23 protein-coding genes and 1 tRNA gene are annotated in these 25092 nt (G+C 62.9%); 6 read left to right on the top strand and 18 right to left on the bottom strand.

The genetic code is table 11. The features are described from left to right. Window positions 1-10: 10 nt before the first annotated feature. Entirely contained in the window at window positions 11-2116 is a 2106-nt protein-coding gene (locus C8J46_RS07330) for a bifunctional (p)ppGpp synthetase/guanosine-3',5'-bis(diphosphate) 3'-pyrophosphohydrolase (RefSeq protein WP_132738166.1), read from the top strand. Window positions 2117-2163: 47 nt separating this feature from the next. Next, window positions 2164-3186, top strand: a complete 1023-nt coding sequence (locus C8J46_RS07325; RefSeq protein WP_132737014.1) for a glycosyltransferase family 2 protein — start codon at window positions 2164-2166, stop codon at window positions 3184-3186. A 316-nt stretch (window positions 3187-3502) separates the two neighbouring features. Here C8J46_RS07325 and C8J46_RS07320 read toward each other — a convergent pair whose 3' ends face one another. Further along, window positions 3503-4231 (bottom strand): class I SAM-dependent methyltransferase, encoded by a 729-nt coding sequence (locus tag C8J46_RS07320; RefSeq protein WP_132737010.1) that lies wholly within the window; start codon window positions 4229-4231, stop codon window positions 3503-3505. Window positions 4232-4246: 15 nt separating this feature from the next. Further along, the gene (locus C8J46_RS07315) at window positions 4247-4672 is read right to left on the bottom strand and encodes a GtrA family protein (RefSeq protein ID WP_207894133.1); all 426 of its coding nucleotides are present in this window, start codon (window positions 4670-4672) and stop codon (window positions 4247-4249) included. A 124-nt stretch (window positions 4673-4796) separates the two neighbouring features. Here C8J46_RS07315 and C8J46_RS07310 point away from each other — a divergent pair, with 124 nt between their 5' ends. After that, window positions 4797-6584, top strand: a complete 1788-nt coding sequence (locus C8J46_RS07310) for an AcrB/AcrD/AcrF family protein (RefSeq protein ID WP_207894132.1) — start codon at window positions 4797-4799, stop codon at window positions 6582-6584. A gap of 94 nt (window positions 6585-6678) precedes the next feature. On the opposite strand, the gene C8J46_RS07305 is transcribed toward C8J46_RS07310, so the two are convergent. The 6 genes from C8J46_RS07305 to C8J46_RS07280 all read right to left on the bottom strand — a co-directional run bounded on the left by C8J46_RS07305 (window position 6679) and on the right by C8J46_RS07280 (window position 11005). Beyond that, the gene (locus C8J46_RS07305) at window positions 6679-7299 is read right to left on the bottom strand and encodes a MarC family protein (RefSeq protein WP_132737007.1); all 621 of its coding nucleotides are present in this window, start codon (window positions 7297-7299) and stop codon (window positions 6679-6681) included. Next, window positions 7296-8171 carry a bifunctional methylenetetrahydrofolate dehydrogenase/methenyltetrahydrofolate cyclohydrolase FolD gene (gene folD / locus C8J46_RS07300; RefSeq protein ID WP_132737004.1) on the bottom strand — a complete coding sequence of 292 codons (876 nt, stop codon included), beginning with the start codon at window positions 8169-8171 and terminating at the stop codon, window positions 7296-7298. The genes C8J46_RS07305 and folD overlap by 4 nt, the downstream gene beginning before the upstream one ends. Then, entirely contained in the window at window positions 8168-8479 is a 312-nt protein-coding gene (locus C8J46_RS07295; protein ID WP_132737000.1) for a DUF167 family protein, read from the bottom strand. The genes folD and C8J46_RS07295 overlap by 4 nt, the downstream gene beginning before the upstream one ends. Next, complete coding sequence (locus tag C8J46_RS07290; RefSeq protein ID WP_060526004.1) at window positions 8476-8778, bottom strand: YggT family protein; 303 nt, start codon at window positions 8776-8778, stop codon at window positions 8476-8478. Before C8J46_RS07290 ends, C8J46_RS07295 begins: the two co-directional genes overlap by 4 nt. A 373-nt stretch (window positions 8779-9151) precedes the next feature. Next, window positions 9152-10069 carry an acetylglutamate kinase gene (argB, locus tag C8J46_RS07285; protein WP_060526005.1) on the bottom strand — a complete coding sequence of 306 codons (918 nt, stop codon included), beginning with the start codon at window positions 10067-10069 and terminating at the stop codon, window positions 9152-9154. Window positions 10070-10357: 288 nt separating this feature from the next. Continuing rightward, entirely contained in the window at window positions 10358-11005 is a 648-nt protein-coding gene (locus C8J46_RS07280; protein ID WP_132736997.1) for a queuosine precursor transporter, read from the bottom strand. Between the two features lie 144 nt (window positions 11006-11149). On the opposite strand from C8J46_RS07280, the gene C8J46_RS07275 reads away from it, so the two are divergent. Beyond that, window positions 11150-12415: a nucleoside transporter C-terminal domain-containing protein gene (locus tag C8J46_RS07275; protein WP_132736994.1), complete on the top strand. Its 1266-nt coding sequence runs from the start codon at window positions 11150-11152 to the stop codon at window positions 12413-12415. Window positions 12416-12629: 214 nt separating this feature from the next. Here C8J46_RS07275 and C8J46_RS07270 read toward each other — a convergent pair whose 3' ends face one another. From C8J46_RS07270 to C8J46_RS07260, 3 genes are all read right to left on the bottom strand, one after another. Then, on the bottom strand, window positions 12630-13184 hold the full coding sequence (locus C8J46_RS07270; RefSeq protein WP_132736990.1) for a fasciclin domain-containing protein: 555 nt from the start codon (window positions 13182-13184) through the stop codon (window positions 12630-12632). Between the two features lie 85 nt (window positions 13185-13269). Beyond that, window positions 13270-14208, bottom strand: a complete 939-nt coding sequence (gene dapF / locus C8J46_RS07265) for a diaminopimelate epimerase (protein WP_132736987.1) — start codon at window positions 14206-14208, stop codon at window positions 13270-13272. Window positions 14209-14501: 293 nt separating this feature from the next. Then, window positions 14502-14966 (bottom strand): DUF6456 domain-containing protein, encoded by a 465-nt coding sequence (locus C8J46_RS07260; RefSeq protein ID WP_132736984.1) that lies wholly within the window; start codon window positions 14964-14966, stop codon window positions 14502-14504. A 112-nt stretch (window positions 14967-15078) separates the two neighbouring features. Here C8J46_RS07260 and C8J46_RS07255 point away from each other — a divergent pair, with 112 nt between their 5' ends. Beyond that, a complete protein-coding gene (locus tag C8J46_RS07255) occupies window positions 15079-15639 on the top strand; it encodes a helix-turn-helix transcriptional regulator (RefSeq protein WP_132736981.1) in 561 nt (186 codons plus the stop codon). Between the two features lie 5 nt (window positions 15640-15644). On the opposite strand, the gene C8J46_RS07250 is transcribed toward C8J46_RS07255, so the two are convergent. The 7 genes from C8J46_RS07250 to C8J46_RS07220 form a co-directional block, all read right to left on the bottom strand. Then, window positions 15645-15720 (bottom strand) — tRNA-Val (locus tag C8J46_RS07250). A gap of 293 nt (window positions 15721-16013) precedes the next feature. Beyond that, window positions 16014-16706, bottom strand: coding sequence for an HNH endonuclease (locus tag C8J46_RS07245; protein ID WP_132736978.1), 693 nt, complete (start codon window positions 16704-16706; stop codon window positions 16014-16016). 47 nt (window positions 16707-16753) lie between these two features. After that, a complete protein-coding gene (locus tag C8J46_RS07240; protein WP_132736975.1) occupies window positions 16754-17947 on the bottom strand; it encodes an AAA family ATPase in 1194 nt (397 codons plus the stop codon). Between the two features lie 943 nt (window positions 17948-18890). Next, window positions 18891-20030 carry a hypothetical protein gene (locus C8J46_RS07235; protein WP_132736972.1) on the bottom strand — a complete coding sequence of 380 codons (1140 nt, stop codon included), beginning with the start codon at window positions 20028-20030 and terminating at the stop codon, window positions 18891-18893. Window positions 20031-20171: 141 nt separating this feature from the next. Further along, window positions 20172-20978, bottom strand: coding sequence for a DNA adenine methylase (locus C8J46_RS07230; RefSeq protein WP_243643268.1), 807 nt, complete (start codon window positions 20976-20978; stop codon window positions 20172-20174). Window positions 20979-21125: 147 nt separating this feature from the next. Then, on the bottom strand, window positions 21126-22160 hold the full coding sequence (locus tag C8J46_RS07225; protein ID WP_132736967.1) for a phage portal protein: 1035 nt from the start codon (window positions 22158-22160) through the stop codon (window positions 21126-21128). Next, the gene (locus C8J46_RS07220; RefSeq protein ID WP_132736964.1) at window positions 22160-23980 is read right to left on the bottom strand and encodes a terminase family protein; all 1821 of its coding nucleotides are present in this window, start codon (window positions 23978-23980) and stop codon (window positions 22160-22162) included. The genes C8J46_RS07225 and C8J46_RS07220 overlap by 1 nt, the downstream gene beginning before the upstream one ends. A gap of 174 nt (window positions 23981-24154) precedes the next feature. On the opposite strand from C8J46_RS07220, the gene C8J46_RS07215 reads away from it, so the two are divergent. Further along, complete coding sequence (locus tag C8J46_RS07215; RefSeq protein WP_132736961.1) at window positions 24155-24967, top strand: GPO family capsid scaffolding protein; 813 nt, start codon at window positions 24155-24157, stop codon at window positions 24965-24967. Window positions 24968-25092: the final 125 nt, after the last annotated feature.

The raw sequence follows: 25092 nt of genomic DNA, 5'->3' as shown, positions 1-25092 counted from the left end.
TCTATGGTGGGTGTTGCGCCAATATGAACTGGTCGATCGCGTCCTCGACTACGATCCCGACGCCGACGAGGCACTGCTGAACCGCGCCTATGTCTTCTCGATGCAGGCGCACGGGAGCCAGAAGCGCGCGAGCGGCGATCCGTATTTCAGCCATCCGATCGAGGTGGCGGGCATCCTCACCGACCTGCACCTCGATGCCGAGACGATCGCCACCGCAATCCTCCACGACACGATCGAGGATACGGTCGCGACCCCCGAGGAAATCGAGCGGCTGTTCGGCGCCTCGGTCGCGCGCCTCGTCGACGGCGTGACGAAGCTGTCGAAGATCGAGGCGCAGACCGAAAACGAACGCGCCGCCGAAAACCTGCGCAAATTCCTGCTCGCGATGTCAGACGACATCCGCGTGCTGCTGGTCAAGCTCGCCGACCGCCTCCACAACATGCGGACGCTGCATCACATATCGAAGCCCGAGAAGCGCCGTCGCATCGCCAAGGAGACGATGGACATCTACGCGCCGCTCGCCGAGCGGATCGGCATGTACGAGTTCATGCGCGAGATGCAGTCGCTGGCGTTCGAACAGCTCGAGCCCGAAGCCTCCGAATCGATCAATCGCCGCCTCGAACAGCTGAAGAAAGGCGACGGCGACCGCATCGCCAAGATCGCGTCTGGTCTGAAGCTGGTGCTGTCGCGCGCCGGGGTCGAGGCGGAGATCTCGGGGCGCGAAAAACACCCCTATTCGATTTTCCGCAAGATGTCCGAACGCCACATCAGCTTCGAGCAGCTGTCCGACGTGATGGCGTTCCGCGCGATCGTGCCGACCGAGGAGGATTGCTACCGCGTGCTCGGGATCATCCACCAGCGCTGGCCGATGGTGCCGGGCCGGTTCAAGGATTACATCTCGACGCCCAAGCGCAACGGCTATCGCTCGCTGCACACGTCGGTGATCCACGCCGACAGCGCGCGGATCGAGATCCAGATCCGTACCGCCGACATGCACGCGCAGGCCGAGTTCGGCCTCGCCGCGCACTGGGCGTACAAACAGCAGATCAACGGCAGCGATCGGCAGGTGAGCTGGATCCGCGACCTTGTCGAAATCCTCGATACCGCCGAGAGCCCGGAAGAGTTGCTCGAACACACGCGGATGGCGATGTACACCGATCGCATCTTCGCGTTCACGCCGAAGGGCGAGCTGATCCAGCTGCCCAAGGGCGCGACCTCGATCGACTTTGCGTACGCGGTGCACACCGATCTCGGCGACCAGGCGGTCGGCGCGAAGGTCAACGGCCGCGTCGTGCCGCTGTCGACGGTGATCGAGAACGGCGATCAGGTGCAGATCCTGCGCTCGAAGGGGCAGTCGCCGCAACCGCAATGGCTCAACGTCGCAACCACCGGCAAGGCGCTCGCCGCGATCCGCCGGCATCTCCGCCAGAAGGAACGCGTCGAACAGACCGCGCTTGGTCAGACCTTGTACGAGGACATCGTTACACGCCTGCCCGCGCAGATCGGCACCGATGCGCTGAGCCACGCGCTGAAGCGGCTGAAGCTGCCCGACGAATCGTCGCTGATGGTCGCGATCGCGCGGCGAACGCTGTCCGATGCGGCGGTGATGGAGGCGCTGATGCCCGGTTCGGCGGGCGCCGACGTGACGCATGCGCTGGCGCCGCAATCGAGCGCCATCTCGATCAAGGGGCTCACGCCGGGCGTCGCCTACGACCTCGCGACGTGCTGCCATCCGGTGCCGGGCGACCGGATCGTCGGGTTGCGCCGGCCCGACGCGGGGATCGAGGTCCATGCGATCGACTGCCGCGTGCTGGGCGAACTCGCCGAGCGGTCGGAGAACGAGACCGATTGGGTCGACGTGGCCTGGGGCAACGAGACCGAGGGCGCGGTCGCACGCATCTCGGTGATGGTGAAGAACGAGCCGGGCTCGCTCGGCATCGTGTCGACGATCATCGGCGGGCACAAGGCGAACATCATCAACCTGCGGCTCGATACGCGCGACAAGAGCTTCCACACCAACGAGATCGACGTCGAGGTGCACGACGTGCAGCAGTTGATGCGGCTGATGGCGGGCCTCCGCGCGGCGGATGCGGTGCATACCGTGGAGCGGGTGTAGAAACATCCGACGATGACGGCGGGCGCGACGGGCGCTAGACGGGGGCGATGAACCGTCCGTCCCTTTCGATTGTCGTCCCCTGCTATAACGAGGCTGCGTGCCTCGACATCCTGCACGCGCGTATTTCCGGTGCGGCGAAGGTCGCGGTTGGCGACGATTACGAGATCGTCCTGATCAACGACGGCTCGCGCGACGACAGCTGGCCGGTAATGCAGCGCCTCGCCGCCGCTGATCCGCGGCTGGTCGCGATTAACCTCTCGCGCAACCACGGCCACCAGTTGGCGCTGACCGCCGGCCTGGACCTGTGCGCAGGTGAGCAGATCCTGATCATCGACGCCGATCTCCAGGACCCGCCCGAACTCCTGTCCGACATGCGCGCGGCAATGGCGGCGAGTCAGGCCGACGTGGTCTACGCAGTGCGCCGCCAGCGCGCGGGCGAAACGGTCTTCAAGAAAGCCACCGCCGCCGCGTTCTACCGCCTGCTGACACGGATGACCGAGACGCCGATCCCGCTCGACACCGGCGATTTCCGCCTGATGAGCCGGCGGGCGCTGGATGCGTTCCTGTCGCTCCCCGAGCAGGCCCGCTTCATCCGCGGCATGGTCGCCTGGATCGGCTTCAAGCAGGTGCCCTTCCCCTACGATCGCGCCGAGCGGCTCGCGGGCGAGACGAACTACCCGCTGGCGAAGATGATCCGCCTCGCGTTCGACGCCGTCACCGGCTTCTCGACCGCGCCGCTGCGTTTCGCCAGCCATGCCGGGCTCGCGCTGACCGGCGTATCGCTGCTGCTGTTCGTCTATATCGCGATTGGTTGGCTATCGGGGAGCGCGGTGCAGGGCTGGACCTCGACGATGCTGGTCACGGTGTTCCTCGGCGCGGTGCAGATGTTCGTGTTGGGGATGATCGGCGAGTATCTCGGAAGGCTGTACGTCGAGTCGAAGCGTCGGCCGCTGTATATCGTCGCCGATGTCGCCGGCCCGATTCAGGGGAAGGCGACGCTCGGGTTTCGTGCGGAGCCGGTCGACGTGGTGCGGTTGCCTGACGCGTCCCCACCAATCCGCGTAGACTGACGAACACCGCCTACCCCGATCCTCACACCACCCCGGCGAAGGCCGGGGCCCAATTGGAAAGGTCGCAGTAACGGAGCGCGGACCTCAGTTGGCCACGTCCCCCAATTGGGGCCCGGCCTTCGCCGGGGTGGTGCTTTCTACTCGTAAATCCAAGACGCTCGTCACTGTGCCGCCCGCACCGAATTTGCCGCCCATCCTCCCCTCGCAGGGGAGGTGGCAGCGCGCAGCGCTGACGGAGGGGTGACCTGCTCTCGATAGGGCGCTACCCCTCCGTCGCTACGCGACACCTCCCCTGCAAGGGGAGGATCGAGCAGGTTTACCGCGGCACCGCCAACGTTACGATCGAAACCCCCGGCGTCATCGGCATGCGGCCGACCAAATGCCGCTCAAGCCGGAAGATCTTCTCGAACAGCGCATTCACCAACTTCGGCGGCGGCGAATCGTCGCTGTCGTCACGACCGGTCATTCGCCCGGCGATCCGCGCCGCCGCCGCCAGCGGGAACAGCAGCGAGTTGAAATAGCCGAGCTTCTCCGGCTTCAAACCCGCAGTCTCGATCGCCGACTTCAACGTCGCCTTCGAGTAGCGCCGGTGATGGTGGTTCACCACGTCATGCGCGCTCCACAGCCACGCATGCGCCGGCACGGCGATCAGGATCTTGCCGCCGGGCGCGAGGCAATCCGCCATCGCCTTCAACGCGGCGACGTCGTCCTCGATATGCTCGACCACATCGAGCACCGCGATCAGGTCGTAATGCTTGCGGGGCACGCCGGGGAGTTCGGGCAAGGGCGCCGCGCCGACCGGCTTGCCGAGCCGCTCGCTGGCGATCTCGCGTGCGGCGGGGTCGATCTCGATTGCATCGATCTCGCCGAACTCGGCCAGCATCGGCAGGTTGTGGCCGGTGCCGCAGCCGATCTCGAGGATCTTCGCATTCTTCGGCAATGCGCCGTAGCGGGTCAGGTAATCGGCGAGAATGTCGCGGCGGGCGCGGTACCACCAGTGGGTGGAATCGTGGGCGGCCATCCGGTCGTAGACGATGCGGTCCATTACTTGTCGGCCATTTCAGTTGAAAACCCAGAGACGGTTGAGCACGAACGTCACGATCGCGGCAAGGAAGACGGCGGGGATCAGAGGGATCCACGGGTGCAGGTGGAGCAACGCGGTCCCGATCCACGTGATTACCGCGTTGAGCGCGAGGCCCGAGCCCTGGACGATCACGAACTTGACGTGCCGGCCCGCGCCCGGCTCCTTCGCGTGGCCCTTGAAGCTCCACCGGCTGTGCAGAAAGAACCCGACTGTCACCGCGACGGCAAATGCGAACGGCACCGCGGCGACCGCCTGGCGCGGCGGGAAGACATAAGCGGTCAGCGGCAGGTAAACGAGCGAATAGACGACGCTCGAAATACCGCCGGCGATTCCGAAGCGCACGAGCTGGCCGAGCACGCCGCTCGCCCGCATCTGCTCAACCTGTCGCCAAATCGCCTGCATGCCCGCCTTGTTCTTTACCCTCCGGCGATCGCGCCGGTGCCTTGTTCTTTACGGACACCGCGATAGAGCGACGCTTGAGATACGCCCGCGCATCTAGAGTGCGTGCGGGCTGGAGGAAAGCGTTTTGGATCAGGCACCACTTCAGCGGCGGACGTTGCTGGACGAACTCGATCGGCATTGGATCGCGTTGACGTTGCTCGCCTGGGTGGCGGTGGCGGCGTGGTCGATGTTCGATCGCTGGGGCCAGATCCGCTGGCTGTCGCTCGGCGATACCGACGACAACATGCGGCTGATGCAGGTCCGTGCGCTGCTGGACGGCCAGGGCTGGTACGATCTGCGCAACTACCGGCTGAACCCGCCGGTCGGGTTCGACATCCACTGGAGTCGCATCGTCGACCTCCCGATCGCGGGGCTGATCCTATTCTTCCGCCTCTTCACCACCAACAGCTGGGCCGAGCGGCTCGCGTGCGGGATCGCGCCGCTGTTGCCGCTGTCGATCGCGATGCTCGGCATCGGCGCGACCGTGCGGCGGCTGATCAGCCCTTACGCTTGGCCGCTTGCCGTCGTGATCATGGTCGGCGCGACCGGCACGATGCTGATGTTCATGCCCGAGCGGATCGATCACCACGGCTGGCAGCTGGCCATGCTGAGCCTGACGGTGGCGGGGCTCTGCGATACGAACGGGCGGCGTGGTGGCGCGATGGTCGGGCTCGCGAGCGCGGTGTCGCTGTCGATCGGGCTCGAGCTGTTGCCGTATGCCGCAATGGCGGGGGCGATCATCGCCTTGCGCTGGGTGTGGGACCGGTCGGAGGCCGAGCGGCTGTCGATCTATGCTTTGACTTTGGGCGGGGGCAGCACGCTCGGGTTCGCGCTGTTCGCGTCGAACGCCAACCAGGCGATGCGTTGCGATGCGCTGACGCCGGTGTGGCTGAGCGTGATGATCGCGGCGGGGATGCTGCTGTTCCTGCTCGCGCGGTTCGGGCCGGCGTCGCGGGGCGCTCGGCTGGCTCTGGCGGTGGTAGCGGGTGCGGCGATCGTGGTGGGCTTTGCGCTGGTGTTCCCGCAGTGCCTGGGGCGGCCCGAGGGGATCTCGCCCGAGCTGCAACGCAACTGGCTGGACAATGTCCGCGAGGCCAAGCCGATCTACAAGCACAGCTTTCGCGTCGGGTTCGCGCTGGCGACGCTGCCGATCATCGGCCTGATCGGGGCGATCCTTGCGGCTTGGCGTTCGCGTCGCGACGACCGAGCCGTGGGCTGGGCGGCGGTGGCGCTGTTCACGGCGTTCGCGTGCGCGATGCTGTTGTGGCAGGTCCGTGCCGGACCGGCGGCGCAGTTGCTGGCGATTCCGGGGGCGACCGCGCTCGGGTGGCTGATCCTGCCGCGGCTGCTCGGCAACCGGTCGGTGGCAGTGCGCGTGCTGGGGACGGTCGGTGCGTTCCTGATCGTGTCGGGGCTGTTTGCCGGGATGGTGATCCAGTATTTTCCGATCGATCGGCCGAAGCCGTATGAGAAGCGCGTCAACATGGCGACGGGCAACTGCCTGCGGACGACCGTGCTGCTATCGCTGAACAAGTATCCGGCGCAGACCGTGTTCACTTTCGTCGACATGGGGCCACGGCTGATCACGATCACGCATCACGATGCGATCGCGGGGCCGTATCACCGTAATGGCGACGCGATCCTCGACGTCCAGCATGCGTTCGGGGGAACGCCGGACCAGGCGCATGCGATCATCAAGCGGCACGGCGCGACGATGCTGCTGCTGTGCCCGAACGCGGCGGAATCGACCAACTACAAGGCGCGCAGTCCGAAGGGATTCTATGCGCAGATGGCGAAGAACGAGGTTCCGGCGTGGCTGACGCCGTTGCCGCTGCCGGCGAAGTCGCCTTTGCGGTTGTTCAAGGTGGATTGATCACCATCCTCCGGTTCTCCTGCGAACGCAGGAGCCCAGGGTAACGAAAGACGGCTTCTGTAATCCTGGACTCCTGCGTTCGCAGGAGAACAGACTAGCGCAACACCACCGACAGGCCGTCGAGCACGAACTGCACCGCCAGCGCCGCCAGCAGCACGCCGAGCAAGCGGGTAATCACCGCCTCGATCTTTGCGCCGAGGATCCGCATGATCGGTCCTGCCGCGAGCAGTGCGACCAAAGTCAGCAGCAGGATCGTCACCATCGCGCCGAGCACGACCAGCGAGCGCTCGATGCCGCTGTTGCGGCTCATCAACAGCATCACCGACGCGATCGAGCCCGGCCCGGCGATCATCGGCATCGCCATCGGGAAGATCGAGACGTCTTCGACCTCAGGATCGCTCGCGACCTTGGCGGCGCGGTCCTCACGGCGTTCGGTGCGCTTTTCGAATACCATTTCGAGCGCGATCAGGAACAGCATGATGCCGCCGGCGATGCGGAAGCTGGCGAGGCTGATGCCGAGGCCCTTGAGCAACGCCTCGCCGAACAGTGCGAACACGAACAGGATCAGCGCGGACACGCCGACCGCGCGGATCGCCATCGCCCGCTTCTGCAGGGCCGAAGCGCTCGCCGACAGCCCGGCATAGATCGGCGCGCAGCCGGGCGGATCGATGACCACGAAGAACGTGATCAGCGAGGAGATGTAGAGTTCGATCACAGGCTCGACTCCTCGATCGCGACGCCTTCGCGACGTCCTGCCGAAACCAATGTGTTGCGCAGCAGGCACGCGATCGTCATCGGCCCGACGCCGCCCGGCACCGGCGTGATCGCGCCCGCGACCTCGACCGCGCTGGCGAAATCGACGTCGCCGACGAGGCCGGCATCGGTGCGGTTGATGCCGACGTCGATGACGGTCGCGCCGGGCTTGAGCCAGTCGCCCTTGATCATCTGCGGGATGCCGACCGCGGCCACGACGATGTCGGCGCGGCGGATGTGCGCGGGCACGTCCTGCGTGCGGCTATGCACGACGGTGACGGTGCAGCTTTCGCGGAGCAGCAATTGCGCCATCGGCTTGCCGACGATGTTCGAGCGACCGACGACGACCGCTTCCATCCCGCTCAAGCTCGGCAGCACGCTCTTCAGCAGCATGACGCAGCCATACGGCGTGCAGGGAACGAAACCCGGCAGGCCGGTTGCGAGGCGGCCAGCGTTGATCGGGTGGAAGCCGTCGACGTCCTTGTCGGGATCGATCGCGGCGATGACCGTCTGCTCGTCGATATGCTTGGGCAGGGGCAACTGGACGAGGATGCCGTCGATCGTCGGGTCTGCGTTGAGCGTCGCGACCAGCGCAAGCAAGTCTTCGGCGGGGACGTCGGCGGGGAGCCGGTGCTCGATGCTTTCCATCCCGGCCTCGCGCGTCGCCTTGCCCTTCGAGCGGACATAGACGTTGGAGGCGGGGTCCTCGCCGACCAGCACCACGGCGAGGCCGGGCGCGCGGCCCGCCTGCGCCCTGAAGGCGGTGACGCCGTCTGCGATACGGGCCCGGAGGCCGGCGGCGAAGGCCTTGCCGTCGATGATGGTCGCGCTCATGCCCGCGGCCCATAGAGCGCGGACGCGATTTCCGCCAGCACAGTGGAGTCGCCGGCGATGTGCAGGCGCTTCAGGCGGGCGGTGTCGCCGGAGAGTATCGTGACGCTGCGCTTGGGTACACCGAAGGTCTTGGCGACGAGGGCGACCAGCCCGGCGTTTGCGGCGCCATCGACGGGGGCGGCTGCCAGTCGCGCGGCGAAATGCTCGGGCGTTCCGGCGGCGAGTGCGTCGCGACCGCCGCGCGGGGTTACCCGGACGGCGATCGCGAGGCCGTCATCGACCGCGCGCCAGGCGGCCGGCCCGATCAATAGGCTGCGACGAGGTAGTTCTGCGCGATGTTCGGGATGACGATGTTGGTCAGGATGTAGAGGATCAGCAGCACGACCAGCGGCGACAGGTCGAGCGCGCCGAAATCGGGCAGGACGCGGCGGATCGGGCGGTACAGCGGCTCGGTGATCTTCTGCAGCGCGTTCCACACCGTGCGGACGAAATCGCTGTGCGTGTTGATGACATTGAACGCGATCAGCCACGACAGCACCGCCTGGATGACGATGACCCACCAGACGAGGTTGAGCAGCAACTGGACGATCTGAAGAAGGGCGATCAAGGCAAGGGTCTCCGCTGGTGTGTTGCCGATATAAGGTGGCGGGGGGAGAACGAGAAGCCCTGCTTAGGCGATAGTCCCCTTAGCCCCAGCCCGTCACCCCAGCGAACGCTGGGGTATCCCGGTTGGCGAGTGCGCGGCTCGAACCGGGAGATCCCAGCTTCCGCTGGGATGACGGGTTTGGGGGGCGGGAAGAACGAGAAGGCCTGTGGTTCGCCGCCGCTCGCGCCCGCCCGACCGATTATCGTTCCCCACCTATCGTCACCCCAGCGGAAGCTGGGGTATCCCCGTTGGCGGGCGGGCGGCTCGAACCGGGAGATTCCAGCTTTCGCTGGGATGACGGCGTGGCGGTAGTGAGGGTGATACCCGTCGCGCGTTACCGCGAGCGCCCGTTGGCGCTGACCAGCGTGCCTGCCCCTTGCTTGGTGAAGATCTCCAGCAGCATCGCGTGGGGCACGCGGCCGTCGATGATCACTGCGGCATCTACGCCCGATTCGACCGCCGCGACGCAAGTGTCGAGCTTGGGGATCATGCCGCCGGTCACGGTGCCGTCGGCGCGCAGTTCGGCGATCCGCGCGGGGTCGAGATCGGTGAGCAGTTCACCCTGCTTGTCGAGCACGCCGACGATATCGGTCAGCAGGAAGAACCGCGCCGCCCCCATCGCCGCGGCGATCGCGCCGGCCATCGTATCGGCGTTGATGTTGTAGGTGTGGCCATCCGCGCCGATGCCGATCGGGGCGATCACCGGGATGATGTCGGCGGCGATCAGCGTGTCGAGAATCGTCCGGTCTACCGCGATCGGCTCTCCCACGAAACCGAGGTCAACGTGACGCTCGATTCCCTGGAGCTTGTCGGGTTCGCGGCCGTGGCCGACTTTCTGCGCGAGGACGAGGCCTGCGTCCTTGCCCGAGATACCGACTGCGCGACCGCCGGCCTGGCCGATCCAGCCGACGATTTCCTTGTTGATCGAGCCTGCGAGGACCATTTCGGCGATCTGCGCGGTCTCCGCATCCGTCACGCGGAGGCCATCGACGAAGCGCGATTCGACGCCCAAGCGCTTGAGCATCGCGCCGATCTGAGGCCCGCCGCCGTGGACGACGACCGGGTTGATGCCAACCGCTTTGAGCAGGACCATGTCCTCGGCGAAATCGCGCTGGAGCTCGGGGTCGCCCATTGCGTGGCCGCCGTATTTCACGACGAACGTCTTGCCGGCGTAGCGCTGCAGATACGGCAGCGCCTCGGTGAGCGTTTCCGCCTTGGCGAGCAGGGCGGGATCGGGCGTGTGATCGGTCATGCCCGCGCTTTAGCCAGTCGCAGGCGGTTCGTCATCCGAGGAACGTGCGTGGCGTGGCGTGGCGTGGCGTAGCGTAGCGTGACACATCCCACGTCGGCCCCATCCGTCATCCCAGCGAAAGCTGGGATCTCCCGGTTCGAGCCGCTGCATCCGCCCAGGGGGAGACCCCAGCTTTCGCTGGGGTGACGGGCGTGGGGGGGTGACGGGCTTGGGGAGTGACAGGCTTGGGGGGATGGGCTTTGGGGGGGACGGCGTAAAGGATGACAGGCCTAGGATGCAGCCTTCAAATCAAACCCGGTCCAGCCGCCGCCCCAGCCGCACGAAAAACGTGATCATGAACGGCACCAGCACGATCGACAGCACGACCTTGGTGAGCATCTGCCCCTCCATCAGCCCGAGAATCGGCCGCTCCCCCAGGAAAGAGATGGTGATGAACAAGATCGTGTCGATGATCTGCGAGATGATGCTCGCGATCATGCCCCGAAGCCACACCAGCTTGCCGTCGCCGCTGCCGACCTGGCCCGACAGCTTCGAGAAAATCAGCACGTTGAGCGTCTGCGAGATCCCGTAGGAGATCAGCCCGGCGATCATCATCCGCGAGCTTTGCCCGACCACGACCGGAAACGCGTCGACCGCGGGCGGGTACATCCCCGGATCGTGCGGCAGCGCCAGCACCAGGTGGATCAGCGCCGCCGACACCAGCAGCGGGATGAACCCGAGGCGTACGAGGAACGTCGCGGTCTTCTGGCCGTGCAGTTCGGCGATCGCGCTGCTCAATACCACCAGCAGCAGGAACCCGAAGATCCCCGCCTCGACCGCGAGCGGGCCGAGCGCGACCTGTTTCACCCCCAACACGCCGGCGATGCACACCATGCCGCCGTACAACACCGAGAAAACGAAGAGCGAACGCGGGAACGCGGGAAGTGGTTTGTCCATCGCGCGGGACGCTAGCGAAAACCGCCGCCCCGTCAAATGACTAGCGCTCCTCAAATAACTGGCGAGCGCGGCCTGCCCGTGTCATGTCCCGCCCTTGCGCAGCCGGGGGGCCGCGCGTGTCAGTCAAAAAAATGCAGGGCGTCCATGGAAAGACTAGTCATCGGCCTTGCAGGCATCGCCGTCATCCTCGGCATCGCGGTGCTGTTGTCGAGCGATCGCCGCGCGATCCGCCTGCGCATCGTCGGCGCCGCGTTCGCGCTGCAGGTCGGGATCGCGGTGCTCGTGCTGTATTCCAGCATCGGCAAGGTCGTGCTGGGCAGCATGTCGGGCGGGGTCGCCAATTTGCTCGGCTATTCGCAGAAGGGCACCGAATTCCTGTTCGGCAAGATGGCGACGCCCGAGATCGGCGGCCAGAGCTTCGCGATCGCCGCGCTGCCGGTGATCATCTTCTTCGCCAGCCTCGTCTCGATCCTCTATTATCTCGGCATCATGCAGCTGGTGGTGCGCTGGGTCGGCGGCGGGATCGAGAAGGTCATCGGCGTCTCGAAGGTCGAATCGCTGTGCGCGGCGGCGAACATCTTCGTCGGCCAGAGCGAATCGCCGCTCGTCATCCGGCCCTATCTCGCGGGCCTCACCCCGGCGCAGCTGTTCACGGTGATGACCAGCGGCATGGCCGGCGTCGCGGGGACGATCCTCGCGGCGTATGCGTCGATGGGAATCCGGATCGATTATCTGCTGGCGGCGAGCTTCATGGCGGCGCCGGGCGGAATCCTGATGGCGAAGATCATCATGCCCGACCGCGTGATGCCACCCGAGGGCGAACTCGCGCTCGGCGATCTGCCCGGTGAGTCGTCGGCGGGCGAACCGATGCCGCAGGCGACGCACGACGAGGAAAAGCCTGCCAATCTGATCATGGCCGCAGCCCAGGGTGCACAGACCGGCGTGCGCCTGGCCGTTGCGGTCGGTGCGATGGTGCTGGCGTTCGTTGCGCTGGTGGCGCTCGCGAACGGGCTGCTTGGCGGGCTTGGCAACATGATCGGGCTGCCGGGGCTCAGCTTCCAGGGGCTGCTCGGCTATGTCTTCGCGCCGATCATGTTCCTGCTCAACGTGCCGTGGAGCGAGGCGGGGATCGCCGGCGGGCTGTTCGGGCAGAAGATCGTGCTGAACGAGTTCGTCGCGTATATCTCGCTCGGGACGCAGCAGGGGCTGAGCGCGCGGACGATCGCGGTCATTACCTTCTCGCTGTGCGGGTTCGCCAACTTTTCGTCGATCGCGATCCAGATGGCGGTGACGGGCAGCCTCGCGCCGAACCAGCGTCCGATGATCGCCAAGCTTGGGCTGCGGGCGCTGGCGGCGGGGAGCCTCGCGAACCTGATGTCGGCTGCGCTTGCGGGTTTGCTGATCAGCTGAACCGTCCGTCATCCTGACGAAAGTCAGGATCCAGGGTAACGAGCGTCGGCCTTCACGGCTCTGGATCCTGACTTTCGTCAGGATGACGTGGGTTGAGACGACGGGACTGGGATTACGCGGCCCCTAAACGCAATCGGGCCCGTCACCTCTCGGCAACGGGCCCGACGCCACTGCCGCGTTATGGAACGCGGCAGCTATCTCTCGAAATCGCCGATTACGGCAGCATCACCGTGTCGATGACGTGGATCACGCCGTTCGACTGCATGACGTTGGCGATCGTGATGCGGCCCTTGTGGCCCTTGCCGTCCATGATGCCCCAGCCGGTGCCGAACTTCTTGAACATCAGCGGCTCGCCCTGCACGGTGGTGTAGGTCGCGGTGCCGCCGTTCGCCTTCGCCTTGGCGGCGATATCGGCGGCGGTGATCGTGCCGGGGACGACGTGATAGGTCAGGACGCTGGCGAGCTGCGCCTTGTTCTCGGGCTTGAGCAGCGTGTCGACGGTGCCGGCCGGCAGCTTCTTGAACGCGGCGTTGGTCGGCGCGAACACGGTGAACGGCCCCGGGCCCGACAGCGTCTCGACCAGGCCGGCGGCCTTGACCGCGGCGACCAGCGTCGTGTGATCCTTCGAATTGACGGCGTTCTCGACGATCGTCTTGGTCGGGTACATCGCGGCGCCGCCGACCTTCGGGTTGGTCGGGGCGGCGACGATCGCGCTACCGCTGACGGCGATGGCGGCGGCGACGATCGCGGTACGAAACACGTGATTCATGGCTTTCTCTCTCCTGCACGGCGCCGGTCGTCCGACGCTTTCGTGGAAAGATACGGCCGGATCGGAAGAATGATGCAGCCGCGTTTCACATCGTTGCGATCAGCCTGTTCCACGCCGCGATCTCGTCATCGTGATGCTCCGCGATCGTCAGGTCGCTTGCCGTCGCCGTCGCGAGATCAACGTTGATCGACCCGCGCCATTCGAACGTCGCATTGCCCGACAGCGTGACCATCGCCGCCTCGCTCGCCTCGGCGCGGACGAGCCCGCCCTTGTTGAAGACGGTGGTCGGCGTGTCGTAGGCGATCCGCCCGGTCAGGCACGCGGCATAGGTCGACGCCGCCATCGCGCTGCCGCAGCTGTCGGTGAGACCGACCCCGCGTTCGAAGGTGCGGACGAACAGATCCGCGCCACGGACCTCGACGAAGCTGACGTTCGCGCGGTTGGGAAGCCAGTCGGGGGCCGCCTCGCATGCTTCGCCGACGCGAACGAGTTCGTCTTCGTCGATCGCATCAACGAAGGTCACGAGATGGGGGTTCGGCATGGCGACGGCGGTGAAGGCGCGGGCGGTCGGCAGGCCCGCGATCGGCGTGTCGACGATGCAATCCGCGCCGACCTCCATCGGCCACGCGGTGACGTCGAGCGACGCCGGCCCCGCAATCTCGCGCACGGTGAACACGCCCGGCGCGATGTCGGCGTCGTGCACGACGATTGCATCGCTGGTCTTGAGCAAAGCCGTTGCGGTTTCCGCGCCGGTCGCCGCGAACCCGGCGCGCGCGACGCACCGCAGGCCGTTGAGGCACGTTTCGGATTCGCTGCCGTCGGAGTTGAACATCCGCATGCCGAATGCGCGTGTCTCGTCCCCGCCGGTGAGCAGAAGCAGCCCGTCGCCACCGACCGGCCCGTCGCGATCCGCGAGGGCGCGCGCGACGACTGCCCAGGCTGCGTCATTCAGCGTCGACGCCCGCGCGTCGATCAGGGGGAAGTCGTTGCCAGAGCCGTGGCATTTGATGAGGTCGAAGCGCATGCCTGCCACTTAGTGCCGGGTGGCCGGCAAAGCGAGCGGGCGGATCGGAGCGCGAGTGTAGTCCTGTTCGTGGGGAGACTAGGCGAAGGACTTCGCTGCCGGCCCTTAATATCGGCCACAAGAAACCCGCGGCCCGGATCGTCGACCTCACGATCCTCCCCCGCAAGGGGGGAGGTGGCTGGCCCTTGCCAGACGGAGGGGAGGAAAGGGAGCACGTCCGTTGCGCGTCCTCCCCCTCCGTCACCTTCGGCGCCACCTCCCCCTTGCGGGGGGATCGAATAGTTCGCCGCCTACTACCCAATCCCGTAATGCGCGGCCAGGCGGTCGAGTGCGAGCGTTAACACCAGCCGCCCTGCCCGCGCCGGCCAGTGCAGCGCCTTCTCCGCCGCGGGCAGCCCCTCCCCCGCGCAGACCACGCGCCACAGGATATCCGCGAGCCCCGGCCCCGCCGCCGCGATCGCGGTGTCGAACCGGCGTTTCGCCGCGATCTGCGCGGACGTTGGATCTAGCCCATCATGCCCGCCTCCATCGACTCGCTCGACCCAGCGCATCGTTACGCTCGGCGCGATCGACGCGCGTTCGTAATCCGCGCGCAACTGCTCCCCCGCTGCGAACTGCCGTGCATCGACGAGTCCGCGCGACCGCAGCCACCCGAGCGGCGATTCGGCCAGATTGACAGTGACCATCCGCCCACGCCGCGCGCCCGATGGCTGCGGAACGCCCTCCGAATCGATCGATCGTTCCACCAATTCGCGCATCCGCCGTCTCCCGTTGTCGCTCCACGTCACTTGCGCCGGTTGCCATATCGACATGGTTGTAGGACAGAGGAATAACCCATCTGGTTTGGAGCCTTCCGATGATCACCGTGCAATGATCACTGCCATTCGCGAAGTCCGCCGCGCCAGGGGCCTGACATTGGAGGATGTCGCACGGCGCTGTGTTCCGCCGACAACCGCGCAGACGATCGGCCGGCTGGAAACGGGCACGCGCACCGTGTCGGTCGGCTGGCTCAATCGGATCGCCACGGCGCTGGGCGTCGAGGCGAGCGATCTGGTGACGTTGCCGGACCGCGCCGACCTGCCTGTCACCGCGATCCTCGACGGCCGCGGCGTCCATGCGCCGCGCCGGACCACGACCGTGCCTCCACCGCAGGTCGCGCCGGGCCAGATCGCGGTGACGGTGGCGAGCGGGATCGGCGACTACCGCGCGGGCGACGTGATCTGGTGCGCGATGCTGGCGCCGGAAAACTTCGCCACCGCGATCAACCGCGACGTGCTCGTCCCGCAACCGGCTGGGCGGTTCGCGTTCGGGCGCCTCACAGGGTGCGAAGGCAGCGTGACGCTGTTGCCGCCGGGCACCGGCACGCACCCGCTGGCCATCGCGGACCCGGCCTGGATCGCGGTCGCTATGCGGCTGGTCCGCGAGCTGTAGGAAGGTGGTGGGCGATGACGGGCTCGAACCGCCGACATTCTCGGTGTAAACGAGACGCTCTACCAACTGAGCTAATCGCCCCCTCTCGGGATAACCGCGTAATACCGCCGTTTCTGGCGAGCGCAAGCGACCGTTTCGCGGACTTGAGCGGAACAGAAGGGACACAAAGGGAACCGAGAGTCCCGACCTATTCCCGACTTGGATTTATGTCGCTTCCGGCCAAGTACCCGAGAGACCAAATTGGCAAAAGGCGACAGGAGCGGAATAGCCGGAGGCGGTGCTGTTTCTCGGGCTGTTAGGTTCTGAGCCGATATTTTCGGACGCGCGGGCGCGCCCGACTATATTGATGCAGTGAAGGGGTTTTTCGGCGGATCTTACGGGAGCATCGCGCAAGCTCGTGCAATACCCTCTTGTAAGACTAGCGAATCCCAAAGACCTCGCTCTTGCAGTCTCTCACGGATCCAACTGAAGTCTGGATCGCCGAACAAAACCGTTGAGGTTGTGGCGCTGTACTCCGCCTGAGGGCTCGACTCCACAAGCAACTTTTCTATTCCGCGAATAATTCGGTTTTGTTGCCGAACCGTCTTTTGACCGGCAATATAATCTTCGAGATATTCCCGTATGCGTTCAAGAGCCGAAGCGACTGCCTCCCCAATGCTCGATCTCACTGCAACTAAGCGATCCGATTGGTTCAGATAGAGAGTATCGATCGTCGAGCGCCCAACTACGTCTCGGCTTCTTAATCTGAAATTATACAAAAACATGTGGTTGCGGGGATCAACGTCAAACGGGTTCACAATCATTCCCTCCATATCAACATTATACCCGCCTTTTCGTACGTTACAGCGCTTGCAAGCTGGCAGTAAATTATCCCAGTCAACAACCATATCAGGAAAGTCGCGCTTACATCGGAAGTGTTCAACTTCCATATATTTCGATTCCTCATCAAGCTTCGTTTCGCAGAAAGCACATTTAGAATTAGAACTGTTCAATAAGCCACTTCTAATACTAGGAGTGTTCCAAACACTCGTGCCGGTATTAACGAACTCCGTAGTGAGAGCGGTCACAGTAGGCTCGTCTAATTCAGGAGGTGAGGCTGGTCGACTTAACTGGATCATCCGACGTTACCGATGATCGTGGAAGCTTCAATTTCAATCAGTTTACGGTACGGATTACCGGGGTGCAACATCTCCCGCAGAACCTCCAAAGCGAGTATGGCAGCGTTCGGATCATCCGATGAAATTGCTCTGTCAAAGTCTTCAACTGCTAAACGGTATGCGCTACTTTTCGTGTCAGGTACGCCCATGACATCTTCCAGCACCTCGTCTAATGTCCATCCCATAAACCCGTATTTCGCAGATGGTAAGTGCCGCTTGCTCACCACACCATCTTCACCTCGAACTAGCGCACAGACTTCTGACGCCATCGCTGTTTGTATCACGTGAGGACTGTGAGTTGTGGCTATTATTTGCGCTAATGGAAAAGCCGCTCGCAACACCTTCGCAATCTTACGCTGCCACGTAGGATGAAGATGAAGATCAATCTCATCTATTAGAATTATACCAGCAAATTCGGAAGCTGAAACTCCGATGCCGCGGAATTCAATCTCTTTCAGAATTCCCAACAACAATATATAAGCAGATCTAAAGCCGGAGGACAAATACTCAAACGGGATTATACCGGAGGGTGTTTTTACCATTATGTCGAACGTAGCCACGTCAACTGAAGATAAACTCACGGATGGGTCAAGTATCGCAAAGTATGAGGTTGCCGCCTGCAGATTTTCTTTCATTGCATCTGTCCAACCTCCCTGAACTGAATGAGGGGCTAAAAGGAACCGATTTGAATACCAAGCTTTAATTTCGTGTCCGTCGATTCCTGATGCCACCCTGACCGATGCAGTATAGTCGTCAGCGCTTGGATCTCGCGTTAAAGCATCTCTTCTGATGTAGGAAAAATCACGCGCAGTTCTCACATTAATGACGAACTTTGAGAAGCTCGGAAACACATGGCTGTAGGTAGTTTCGTCTGGTCCGAACGAATTAATAGTCGCAACCTGCTGGAGGATGTTGCCGCCATTGGACACTACTATGCCTAGGCTCCCCGTATCTGATCCTGCTTTTTTCTTTAGTCGCTGATTTCCCGAGGGCGAGAAGGAGAAAGCTAGCGTTTCAAGGATTGTGGATTTTCCAATACCGTTATCTCCACAAATCAGGGTGATTCCTGGTTCCACGGGCAAATCAAGCTCAAGCTCATCAAATGGCCCGATGTCTTTCAACGTTATCTGTTTGATAGCGAACGGCGTCATTGAGTATGTCCTGACTTAGGGCAGCGTTCTGTATTTTTCCTGGAACTGAACGAACGCAAGGGCATAGGCAACCAGGTGTCCAGAAAGCACGCAGGCGGTGCGGGGTCAGGACGCAAGGCCAACCTAACGGTTGAGGTATCGCCGCGCGCTGCCAGCCGCTTCACGAGCGACGTCGACGGCGAGCTTCACGAGCATTCTTTCTCGGGGATCTAGTGGCATTCCATACCCGAAAGCACGAACAGGGGAGCCGCTTGCATAATATAAAGTAGGGGGCGGGAAAACCCTAACCATCCTAACATCGGCGGATTCCTGCGGTTTTTGACCTAATCTTTTCCCTAATATTACTATAATCAGATCATAACCAATGACCCTGATTATCCCGGTTAGAAAAGCCGTTTGTTTTCAATGGGATTAGGTTTTTCGCGAGAAAAGGTTAGGCTTGGTTAGGGTCGGACGCTAATTGAAAACTCGCGCAATCGCAGGCGCTTAGGCAACAGATACCGCCGAGGTTAGAGAGATTAGGGTTTTCCCGCGTGGTAAGCTGGCCTGACGGGAGAGCGTCGTCAGAAAACGCGACAGCTTCGGTCAATTCCGACGCGATTTTATGCCCTGAAAGGCGGCAGCGCGGACGTCACCACGCAATGTCGAATATCTGCATCTAGGTGCAGCAATCTGCATCCATCCGGTGCGCTCGAAAGCGGCCACAAAGGCTAGGTTTTCGCCGGGCCGCAGCAGAGCAGTGAACTGCATCCAAAGCCACCTAAAAAGCTCGCGGGCGAGGCGGGGGTTCTTGCGCGGTATTTGGGTGAGTAACTTGAGAAGGCGTTGTCGGCCACGGAGGCGCGCACGGCACCCCCCCCCTTCCCCACCCCGCCGCCATGCTGACCTGCCCGTTAGATCTCGCAATCGTGCATCTGGGCAGAACAAATCGGACCACTGCTGTCTAGCTCGGTTGTTCGGCATCGTCATCTGCGGCTATTGTCCAACCGAATTCGCGTTTCCGGCGGTCAGCCTCGGATTGGAGCGGATCGAAAACCGCTTTCAGAGCATCCTCCATGTTCGAAGGAACCACCGTTCTGAGAGAATAGCCGGCACCATCGGCCGGCTTAATAGCTCCCGCAGCTCCCAGCAATGCCGTTGATGCCAACATGTATTCGGCAGATAGGGAATTTATATCACTCGCCGTTACGCCAACTGCCGACTTAGTTACGGCATCTGGCATTCTCCGTTCAGCTTTCAAAACACCCTCGTGAAACTCCCAGTCGGCATGAACTATTGCGTTCCTCCTACTGCAAACACGCCGCCCCTTTTTGATCGCCTTCTTGACTGAAGCCAACACATCTTCCGGTAATTCACTTTTTTGGGCTAACGCTAAAACATTGATAAATCGTCGGTCGATATTGATTATCGAATAGAACTCTTGCTCATAATCAAAATTATCGGTGCAGAGGGTTTTGAACAATTCAAAGAGACTACGATCTAGCAGGTTGGATCGGATCGTCAGGATACCTAATGCTTCAACTACATTTCGAGGGTAATGTTCGCCAAAATACTCGACACTGCTAGATCCGGCACTGCCGCTACCGGGCGTCGTTAGACCTTCAATGTTTTTCTCAAATCGATTAACCTGTGGGGGGTTTGGGAGCGTCGCGAGAAACGATTGAAGAGTGCCGGTCAGATTAGCCACAGCGCCGGGACCCAGTACGGTTTGTGCTATCATACCAAAGGGGGAAAAAAATTGGAGCATACAAGCACCACCGCCGCCCAATCCGGTATTTGTGGCTAAAAATCCCGCAGTATCGAAGGTGAACAATATTTGACTGGCAGATGGAATTTTTTCCGTCAAAACCATGGATTTTTCAGCCAATAGCGACATATTCATAAATATGGATTGCACATGGGCAATATCAAATTTTAGTCCCGCAATTGACCCGTCTTCCGCAAAAAACGTGGCGTACAGCTTTATACGTTGATCTAGGTCGTCCTTTGCAAATATACCTCCGCTTAAACTTGTAAATTCTTTATAACTTTGGATCTGCGGGGGCATGTCAGATTGACGCACCACATGAATACCATCCTCCATACAGATACTCGCCTTTCTGTTTTAATTTACGACGGTCGTTTTTTTGCCGGCATAGCCTAGCTGTGCATACAGTTGATCGAGGCCCATTCCTCACCAGATTTCGTCAGTACTACGGGACGAAATCTCGGCACCGGGCGATAATTATTTTATTTCGAAATTGGAGACGATCAACTCGCCGACTTTCATAGCCGGCCCTGCGCCAACGGTGTACGTGGTATCGGCCTCAATCGTGTGAAAGCCGGCGAATGTCTCGCGGACACCGGGCGTATCGTTGATCGACAACAGAAACTTGCCCTTGATGCCGGCGAGCTGCGCGGCGAGCTGGTCGAAGTCGGCCCGGCCGAATACGTCCTGACCATAGTCCTTCTCGCAACCCCAGTAGGGAGGATCGAGATAGAACAGCATACCGGCGCGATCGTAGCGCCGGATGAAGTCGGCATAACTGAGCTGCTCGATCATCACGCCAGCCAGACGCTCGTGAATGTCCGCGAGCATCGGCTCCAGCTTGGCGACGTTGAAGCGAGCGCCGGTCGTGGTGCTAACGCCGAATGTCCGACCGCTGACCCGTCCGCCGAATGCCAGGCGCTGCAGATAAAGGAAACGGCATGCACGCTCGAGGTCGGTCAACGTCTCGGGCGGCGTCGCCTTCAACCGTTCGAACTCGGCGCGGGCCGCGACGCGGAACCGCAGCATGTCGATCATGTACGGATAGTGCCGCTGGAGGACCCGGAAGAACGTGACGACATCGCCCGACACGTCGTTGATCACTTCGACCTTGGGTCGCGATCGGCGTCGCAGGAAAATTCCGCCCATGCCGACAAAGGGCTCGGCATAGCCGTCGTGATCGACGCGCTCGATCATCGTTACCAGCCGCGAGGCCAGATTACGCTTGCCGCCAATATAGCCCGCCGCGGGTGCGACGGGCTGAACAAGATTCAGGGTGTTCACTTTTCGTTCTCGCTGCATAAGACCCGTACCCTGCGAATCGGCAGGGTGCGGGATGGCCGATGGCCGTTAGTCATGGCGAGAGTGAACCTCGTTGGTTTGCCGGGCTGGCCCCCGACATCCCCCGCCCGGCTATGCCGGACGCGAAAGCTATTTAGCGGGCGCGAGGGCCCGCGGATTGAACCGGACGGCTTCGAAGCCCACGCGGTCATTGATCTCGAGGAACGCCATCTGCAGCGGCAGGATCTCCAGCTCGAAGAACATGTCGACCGCCTCGCTGATCTTGCCGAGCTGCGAGCCTTGCGCCGGCACGATACCCAACACGGACGGCGGGGTACGGTGCGCCGCCAGCACGTCGTCGCGGGTCGCGTTCTTGATCCCGAGGAACTCGTCCTTCGCGCCCACCTCGGCGATCGGCAGGATCTTGATGCTGCCCTCCTTGCCACCCGGCGCGTGGACGAACAGGTTTTTGAAATTGCCCGGCCCCTTCGAATTCTTCAGCGCATCGCGCAGCTCGTCGGTGTCGTTCTCGTCGATGTCGCCGGTGGCGTAGAGGATATACCCGGCGTGACTGCCGTTCAGATAATAGCGACGCCGGAACAGCGTCGCCGCCTCATTCAGCAGCGCCGACTGCAGGGCGCTGAGATATTCGGGCACGCCGTAGATCTCCTGATTGATGTCCGGCTGCATGATCTGGATAACGCTGCCCGGCTTGAATGCGGTCGCCGCCGCGAGCCCCGGCGACCAGAAAAACTCGCCGGCTACGATCCCGCGGCGCGTGTATTTGGCGAGACAGTGGTCGAGCCGAAGCACCCCGCCAATCACGTTGTCGCGCCGCTCGACATAGGCGTTGCCGAAGACCAGATAGTCCTGCACCGCGCGACCGAACGCCGAGCGCGACAGCACCGGCACCGTCGACGCCCCGCGCGTGACTGGATCGAACGACGCGACCAGCAGGTTGCGCTTCAGCATGATCGCCGAGCTATGATGTGGCGATACGCGGAACGCCCGCGCGAGGCCGTCCAGCGACAGGGGCGGCTCGTACCAACGGTCGGTCTTGTAGCACTCGACCATGTCCATGATCTCGCGGCGGTTCAGCACCGGCTCGGGATCGCCGAACGAAAACGCGGTCGCCCGGCTCGTTTGCGCGGGCGTGTTCGCGCCGAAGGCGGGCAGCTGGTTCATCAAAATAGCTCCATACGGGTCTTCGGTCGCGCCTGACCGTCGAGGGGTTCGTTGATAAAAATGTGCATCGCCGCCCAGGCGAGATCGGCGTGCCCTACGGACTCGCTGCGGCTCGCCTTGAACGTCACCGCCTTGCCGCTCTGGGTCAGCGCCTTCTTGATCGACAGGAACGCCGACTGGAGGTCGATCCACCCACGGTCGTATTCGATGCGCTGGCGCGCGAAGCTGTGCTGCGCCTTCATGACCAGACCGGTCTTCACCTCGAGCGAATATTCGATCGCGACGACGCCGCGCACCTTGGCATCGCGCAGCAGCTGGTAGACCGCCGCGCCGACGCCCTTCTTGTCGACGCCGAGATACGTGCAATTATACCGCGCCAGTCGGGCCTTCACGAATTCGGCTTGCGCCTGAAAATCGCCCTTGAACTGATGGCGCTCGAGCAGCCGGAACTTGCCGGTCGGGCCATCAGGCGGCAGCGCGATGACTAGCGCCGCATTGTCGCCGTCGACGCTTTCCTGCGGATCATAGCCCGCCCATACCTCGCGGTTGCCGACCGGCCGTTTCGCCAGCATGTCGACGTCGGGCCAGTCGACCATGGCGTCGACACCACAGCGCTGGAGCTCGTTGAATTTGAACGCCGACAGGCTGTCGTCGACGAAGCCGCACATGAGCAGGTTGGCGAATTCGTCGGGCGCATATTCGATGCGCAGCTCGTCGATATTGAACAGGTCGCAGCCCCGCGCCGCGGCGTCCTCGATCGTGACGATTTGCCGCCAGATCTGATCCTCGCACAACACGCCCGCCTGAAGGCGCGCGTGCTCGACATCGATCTTGATCCGGTCCTCTTTCTTGACGCGCCGGTTGCGCCGCTCGCCTGTCCAGTACGGATGCGCCTGATGCGCGATCGTCGACGGCGTCGAGAAATACGTGCGGCGCCAGCGCTTATGCATCGCCATCGCGCTGGCGACCTTGTTGAGTTCCTCGAACCCGTAGGTCCAGAAGAACTCGTCGAAGTAGAAATTGCCGTGATAGCCCTGCGCGGTGCGCGCATTCGTGCCGAGGAAGATCAGCTCGGCTGCGGGCTCGCCCTCGGGGATCGTGTCGGACGTCAGCACGATCGGATCGCCCTGCAGCTTCACGCCGACGCGGGCGGCAAACTGGACGATGTAGTTGCGGAAGATGTGCGCCTGGTTCTTCGACGCCGACAGGAAGATCTGGTTACCGCCTCCGCGTAGCGCGTCGAGCAGCGCTTCGCGGGCAAAATACCACGTCGCGCCGATCTGACGCGATTTGAGGATCATGCGGGTGCGCTGATCCTTCGCGCCCCACCAATCCTCCTGATAGCCGAACAGCTCGTCATGGAAGATCTGTTCGAGCTGCTCAACCTGTTCGGTCGTAAAGTGGTTTTTCGGCTTGCCCGCCTTGCGGTCACCGGCGTTGCGGTTGGCGACCTTCTCGTTGAGATCGCCCTCGTGCCCGCCGGGCGCTTCGAACCGGCGGACGCGCGCGGCACTGACGACGCCGCGCATGAGCAGGTCGATCTCTTTCAGATCCCCGCCGGTCTTCTTGTCCTTCGCGATCAGGCCGCACAGACGCGCCTCGAGGTGGTCCTCGATTTTAGCGATGCAGGGCGCATCGTCCCATTTGTCCCGATCTTTCCAGCTTTGAACCGTCTTCGGGTTGAGGTGCAATTCCTCGGCGATCTGCGGGATGCCCCAGCGCTGCCAATACAGACTGCGCGCTTGTCGACGCACGTCCACGGGAATCGGGAACGTCGAGGATGGCAACGGCATGCCGGTATCTGCGGGGAGCTTGTCCATGTCGCGGCGGACCTTGCCGCGCGATCGGGGGCGTCCGCACCGTGTCTAGGGTGTGGAATGCGATCCCACACCTGCGCACGCTTGAGATGATGCCCCCATTCGGTCCCTTTGCGGCTTCCAGACGCCGCCTGATGCGGCCCACCGACCGAACCGAACCCCGAGGGACCGACCGCCATGGCCAAGAGCAAGTTCTTCCGCGCATTCGTATCCGGCGCGACGATCAGCGACGGTCGCGTCATCACCGACGAGATGATCGATCAGGTCGTCTCGACGTTCAACGCTGACACCTACAGCCCGCGCATCAATGTCGAGCATCTTGCCGGCTACAGCCCCGAGCCCCCGTTCAACGGTTACGGCGATGTCGTCGCGGTGAAGGTGCAGGACGACGATTTCACGATCAACGGCAAGGTCGAGAAGCGTAAGGCGCTCTACTGCCAGGTCGAGGGCAACGACCAGCTCGTCGCGCTCGTGAAGGCCGATCAGAAGCCATACCCCTCGGTTGAGCTGACGCCGAGCTATGCGGGCACCGACAAGGTCGGCCTGATCGGTCTCGCCTTCACCGACAAGCCAGCGTCAATCGGCACGCAGCGTTTGCAATTCTCGCGCTCCGCGCCGGGCACCGTGTTCGCCGCCTCGGCAGATGCCGTCACGTTCGAATTTGAGGTTGAGCCGACCAGTATCGCAGACGCGATCAAGGCAGGATTCGCCAACCTCGGGGGCATGTTCAAGGCCGGCGAGCCCGAGAAGCCAAAGACCGAGCCGAAGCAGAAGCCGGCGAACGACAATGATCTCGCCGCCTTTGCGGTCGCCATGGGTGACACAATGGCAACCACGCTCGCCGCTGCAATCAAGCCGATCACCGACGCCCATGCCGAGCTGCAGGGCCAGTTCGCGACGCTGCAGGCCAAGCTCGAAGCCACGCCCGAAAAGGACTTCAGCCGCACGGCCGCCAATGGCGGCACCGGCGAGCCCACCACGGACTGCTGACAAGCAGCCACCCCCTTCGACCCGACCGAAATTCGCCCAGGAGCCGCCCCCATGCGCAACGAAACCCGTCTCAAGTTTGACGCCTACACGACCAAGATCAGCGAACTGAATGGCGTCGGCGACAC

This window comes from Sphingomonas sp. PP-F2F-A104-K0414 (assembly GCF_004340945.1).
In the GTDB taxonomy this organism is placed as follows: Bacteria; Pseudomonadota; Alphaproteobacteria; order Sphingomonadales; family Sphingomonadaceae; genus Sphingomonas.
The sequence above is the reverse complement of the archived record's forward strand: the minus strand, read 5'-3'. Positions and strand labels throughout refer to the sequence as shown.

What these genes read in the sequence shown, in the direction of transcription:
- C8J46_RS07325 (WP_132737014.1), top strand. Translation starts at nt 2,164, where the DNA reads ATGAACCGTCCGTCCCTTTCGATTGTCGTCCCCTGCTATAACGAGGCT.
- C8J46_RS07320 (WP_132737010.1), bottom strand. Translation starts at nt 4,231, where the DNA reads ATGGACCGCATCGTCTACGACCGGATGGCCGCCCACGATTCCACCCAC.
- C8J46_RS07315 (WP_207894133.1), bottom strand. Translation starts at nt 4,672, where the DNA reads ATGCAGGCGATTTGGCGACAGGTTGAGCAGATGCGGGCGAGCGGCGTG.
- folD (WP_132737004.1), bottom strand. Translation starts at nt 8,171, where the DNA reads ATGAGCGCGACCATCATCGACGGCAAGGCCTTCGCCGCCGGCCTCCGG.
- argB (WP_060526005.1), bottom strand. Translation starts at nt 10,069, where the DNA reads ATGACCGATCACACGCCCGATCCCGCCCTGCTCGCCAAGGCGGAAACG.
- C8J46_RS07280 (WP_132736997.1), bottom strand. Translation starts at nt 11,005, where the DNA reads ATGGACAAACCACTTCCCGCGTTCCCGCGTTCGCTCTTCGTTTTCTCG.
- C8J46_RS07275 (WP_132736994.1), top strand. Translation starts at nt 11,150, where the DNA reads ATGGAAAGACTAGTCATCGGCCTTGCAGGCATCGCCGTCATCCTCGGC.
- C8J46_RS07270 (WP_132736990.1), bottom strand. Translation starts at nt 13,184, where the DNA reads ATGAATCACGTGTTTCGTACCGCGATCGTCGCCGCCGCCATCGCCGTC.
- dapF (WP_132736987.1), bottom strand. Translation starts at nt 14,208, where the DNA reads ATGCGCTTCGACCTCATCAAATGCCACGGCTCTGGCAACGACTTCCCC.
- C8J46_RS07260 (WP_132736984.1), bottom strand. Translation starts at nt 14,966, where the DNA reads ATGCGCGAATTGGTGGAACGATCGATCGATTCGGAGGGCGTTCCGCAG.
- C8J46_RS07255 (WP_132736981.1), top strand. Translation starts at nt 15,079, where the DNA reads ATGATCACTGCCATTCGCGAAGTCCGCCGCGCCAGGGGCCTGACATTG.
- C8J46_RS07240 (WP_132736975.1), bottom strand. Translation starts at nt 17,947, where the DNA reads ATGACGCCGTTCGCTATCAAACAGATAACGTTGAAAGACATCGGGCCA.
- C8J46_RS07235 (WP_132736972.1), bottom strand. Translation starts at nt 20,030, where the DNA reads ATGGAGGATGGTATTCATGTGGTGCGTCAATCTGACATGCCCCCGCAG.
- C8J46_RS07225 (WP_132736967.1), bottom strand. Translation starts at nt 22,160, where the DNA reads ATGAACCAGCTGCCCGCCTTCGGCGCGAACACGCCCGCGCAAACGAGC.
- C8J46_RS07220 (WP_132736964.1), bottom strand. Translation starts at nt 23,980, where the DNA reads ATGGACAAGCTCCCCGCAGATACCGGCATGCCGTTGCCATCCTCGACG.
- C8J46_RS07215 (WP_132736961.1), top strand. Translation starts at nt 24,155, where the DNA reads ATGGCCAAGAGCAAGTTCTTCCGCGCATTCGTATCCGGCGCGACGATC.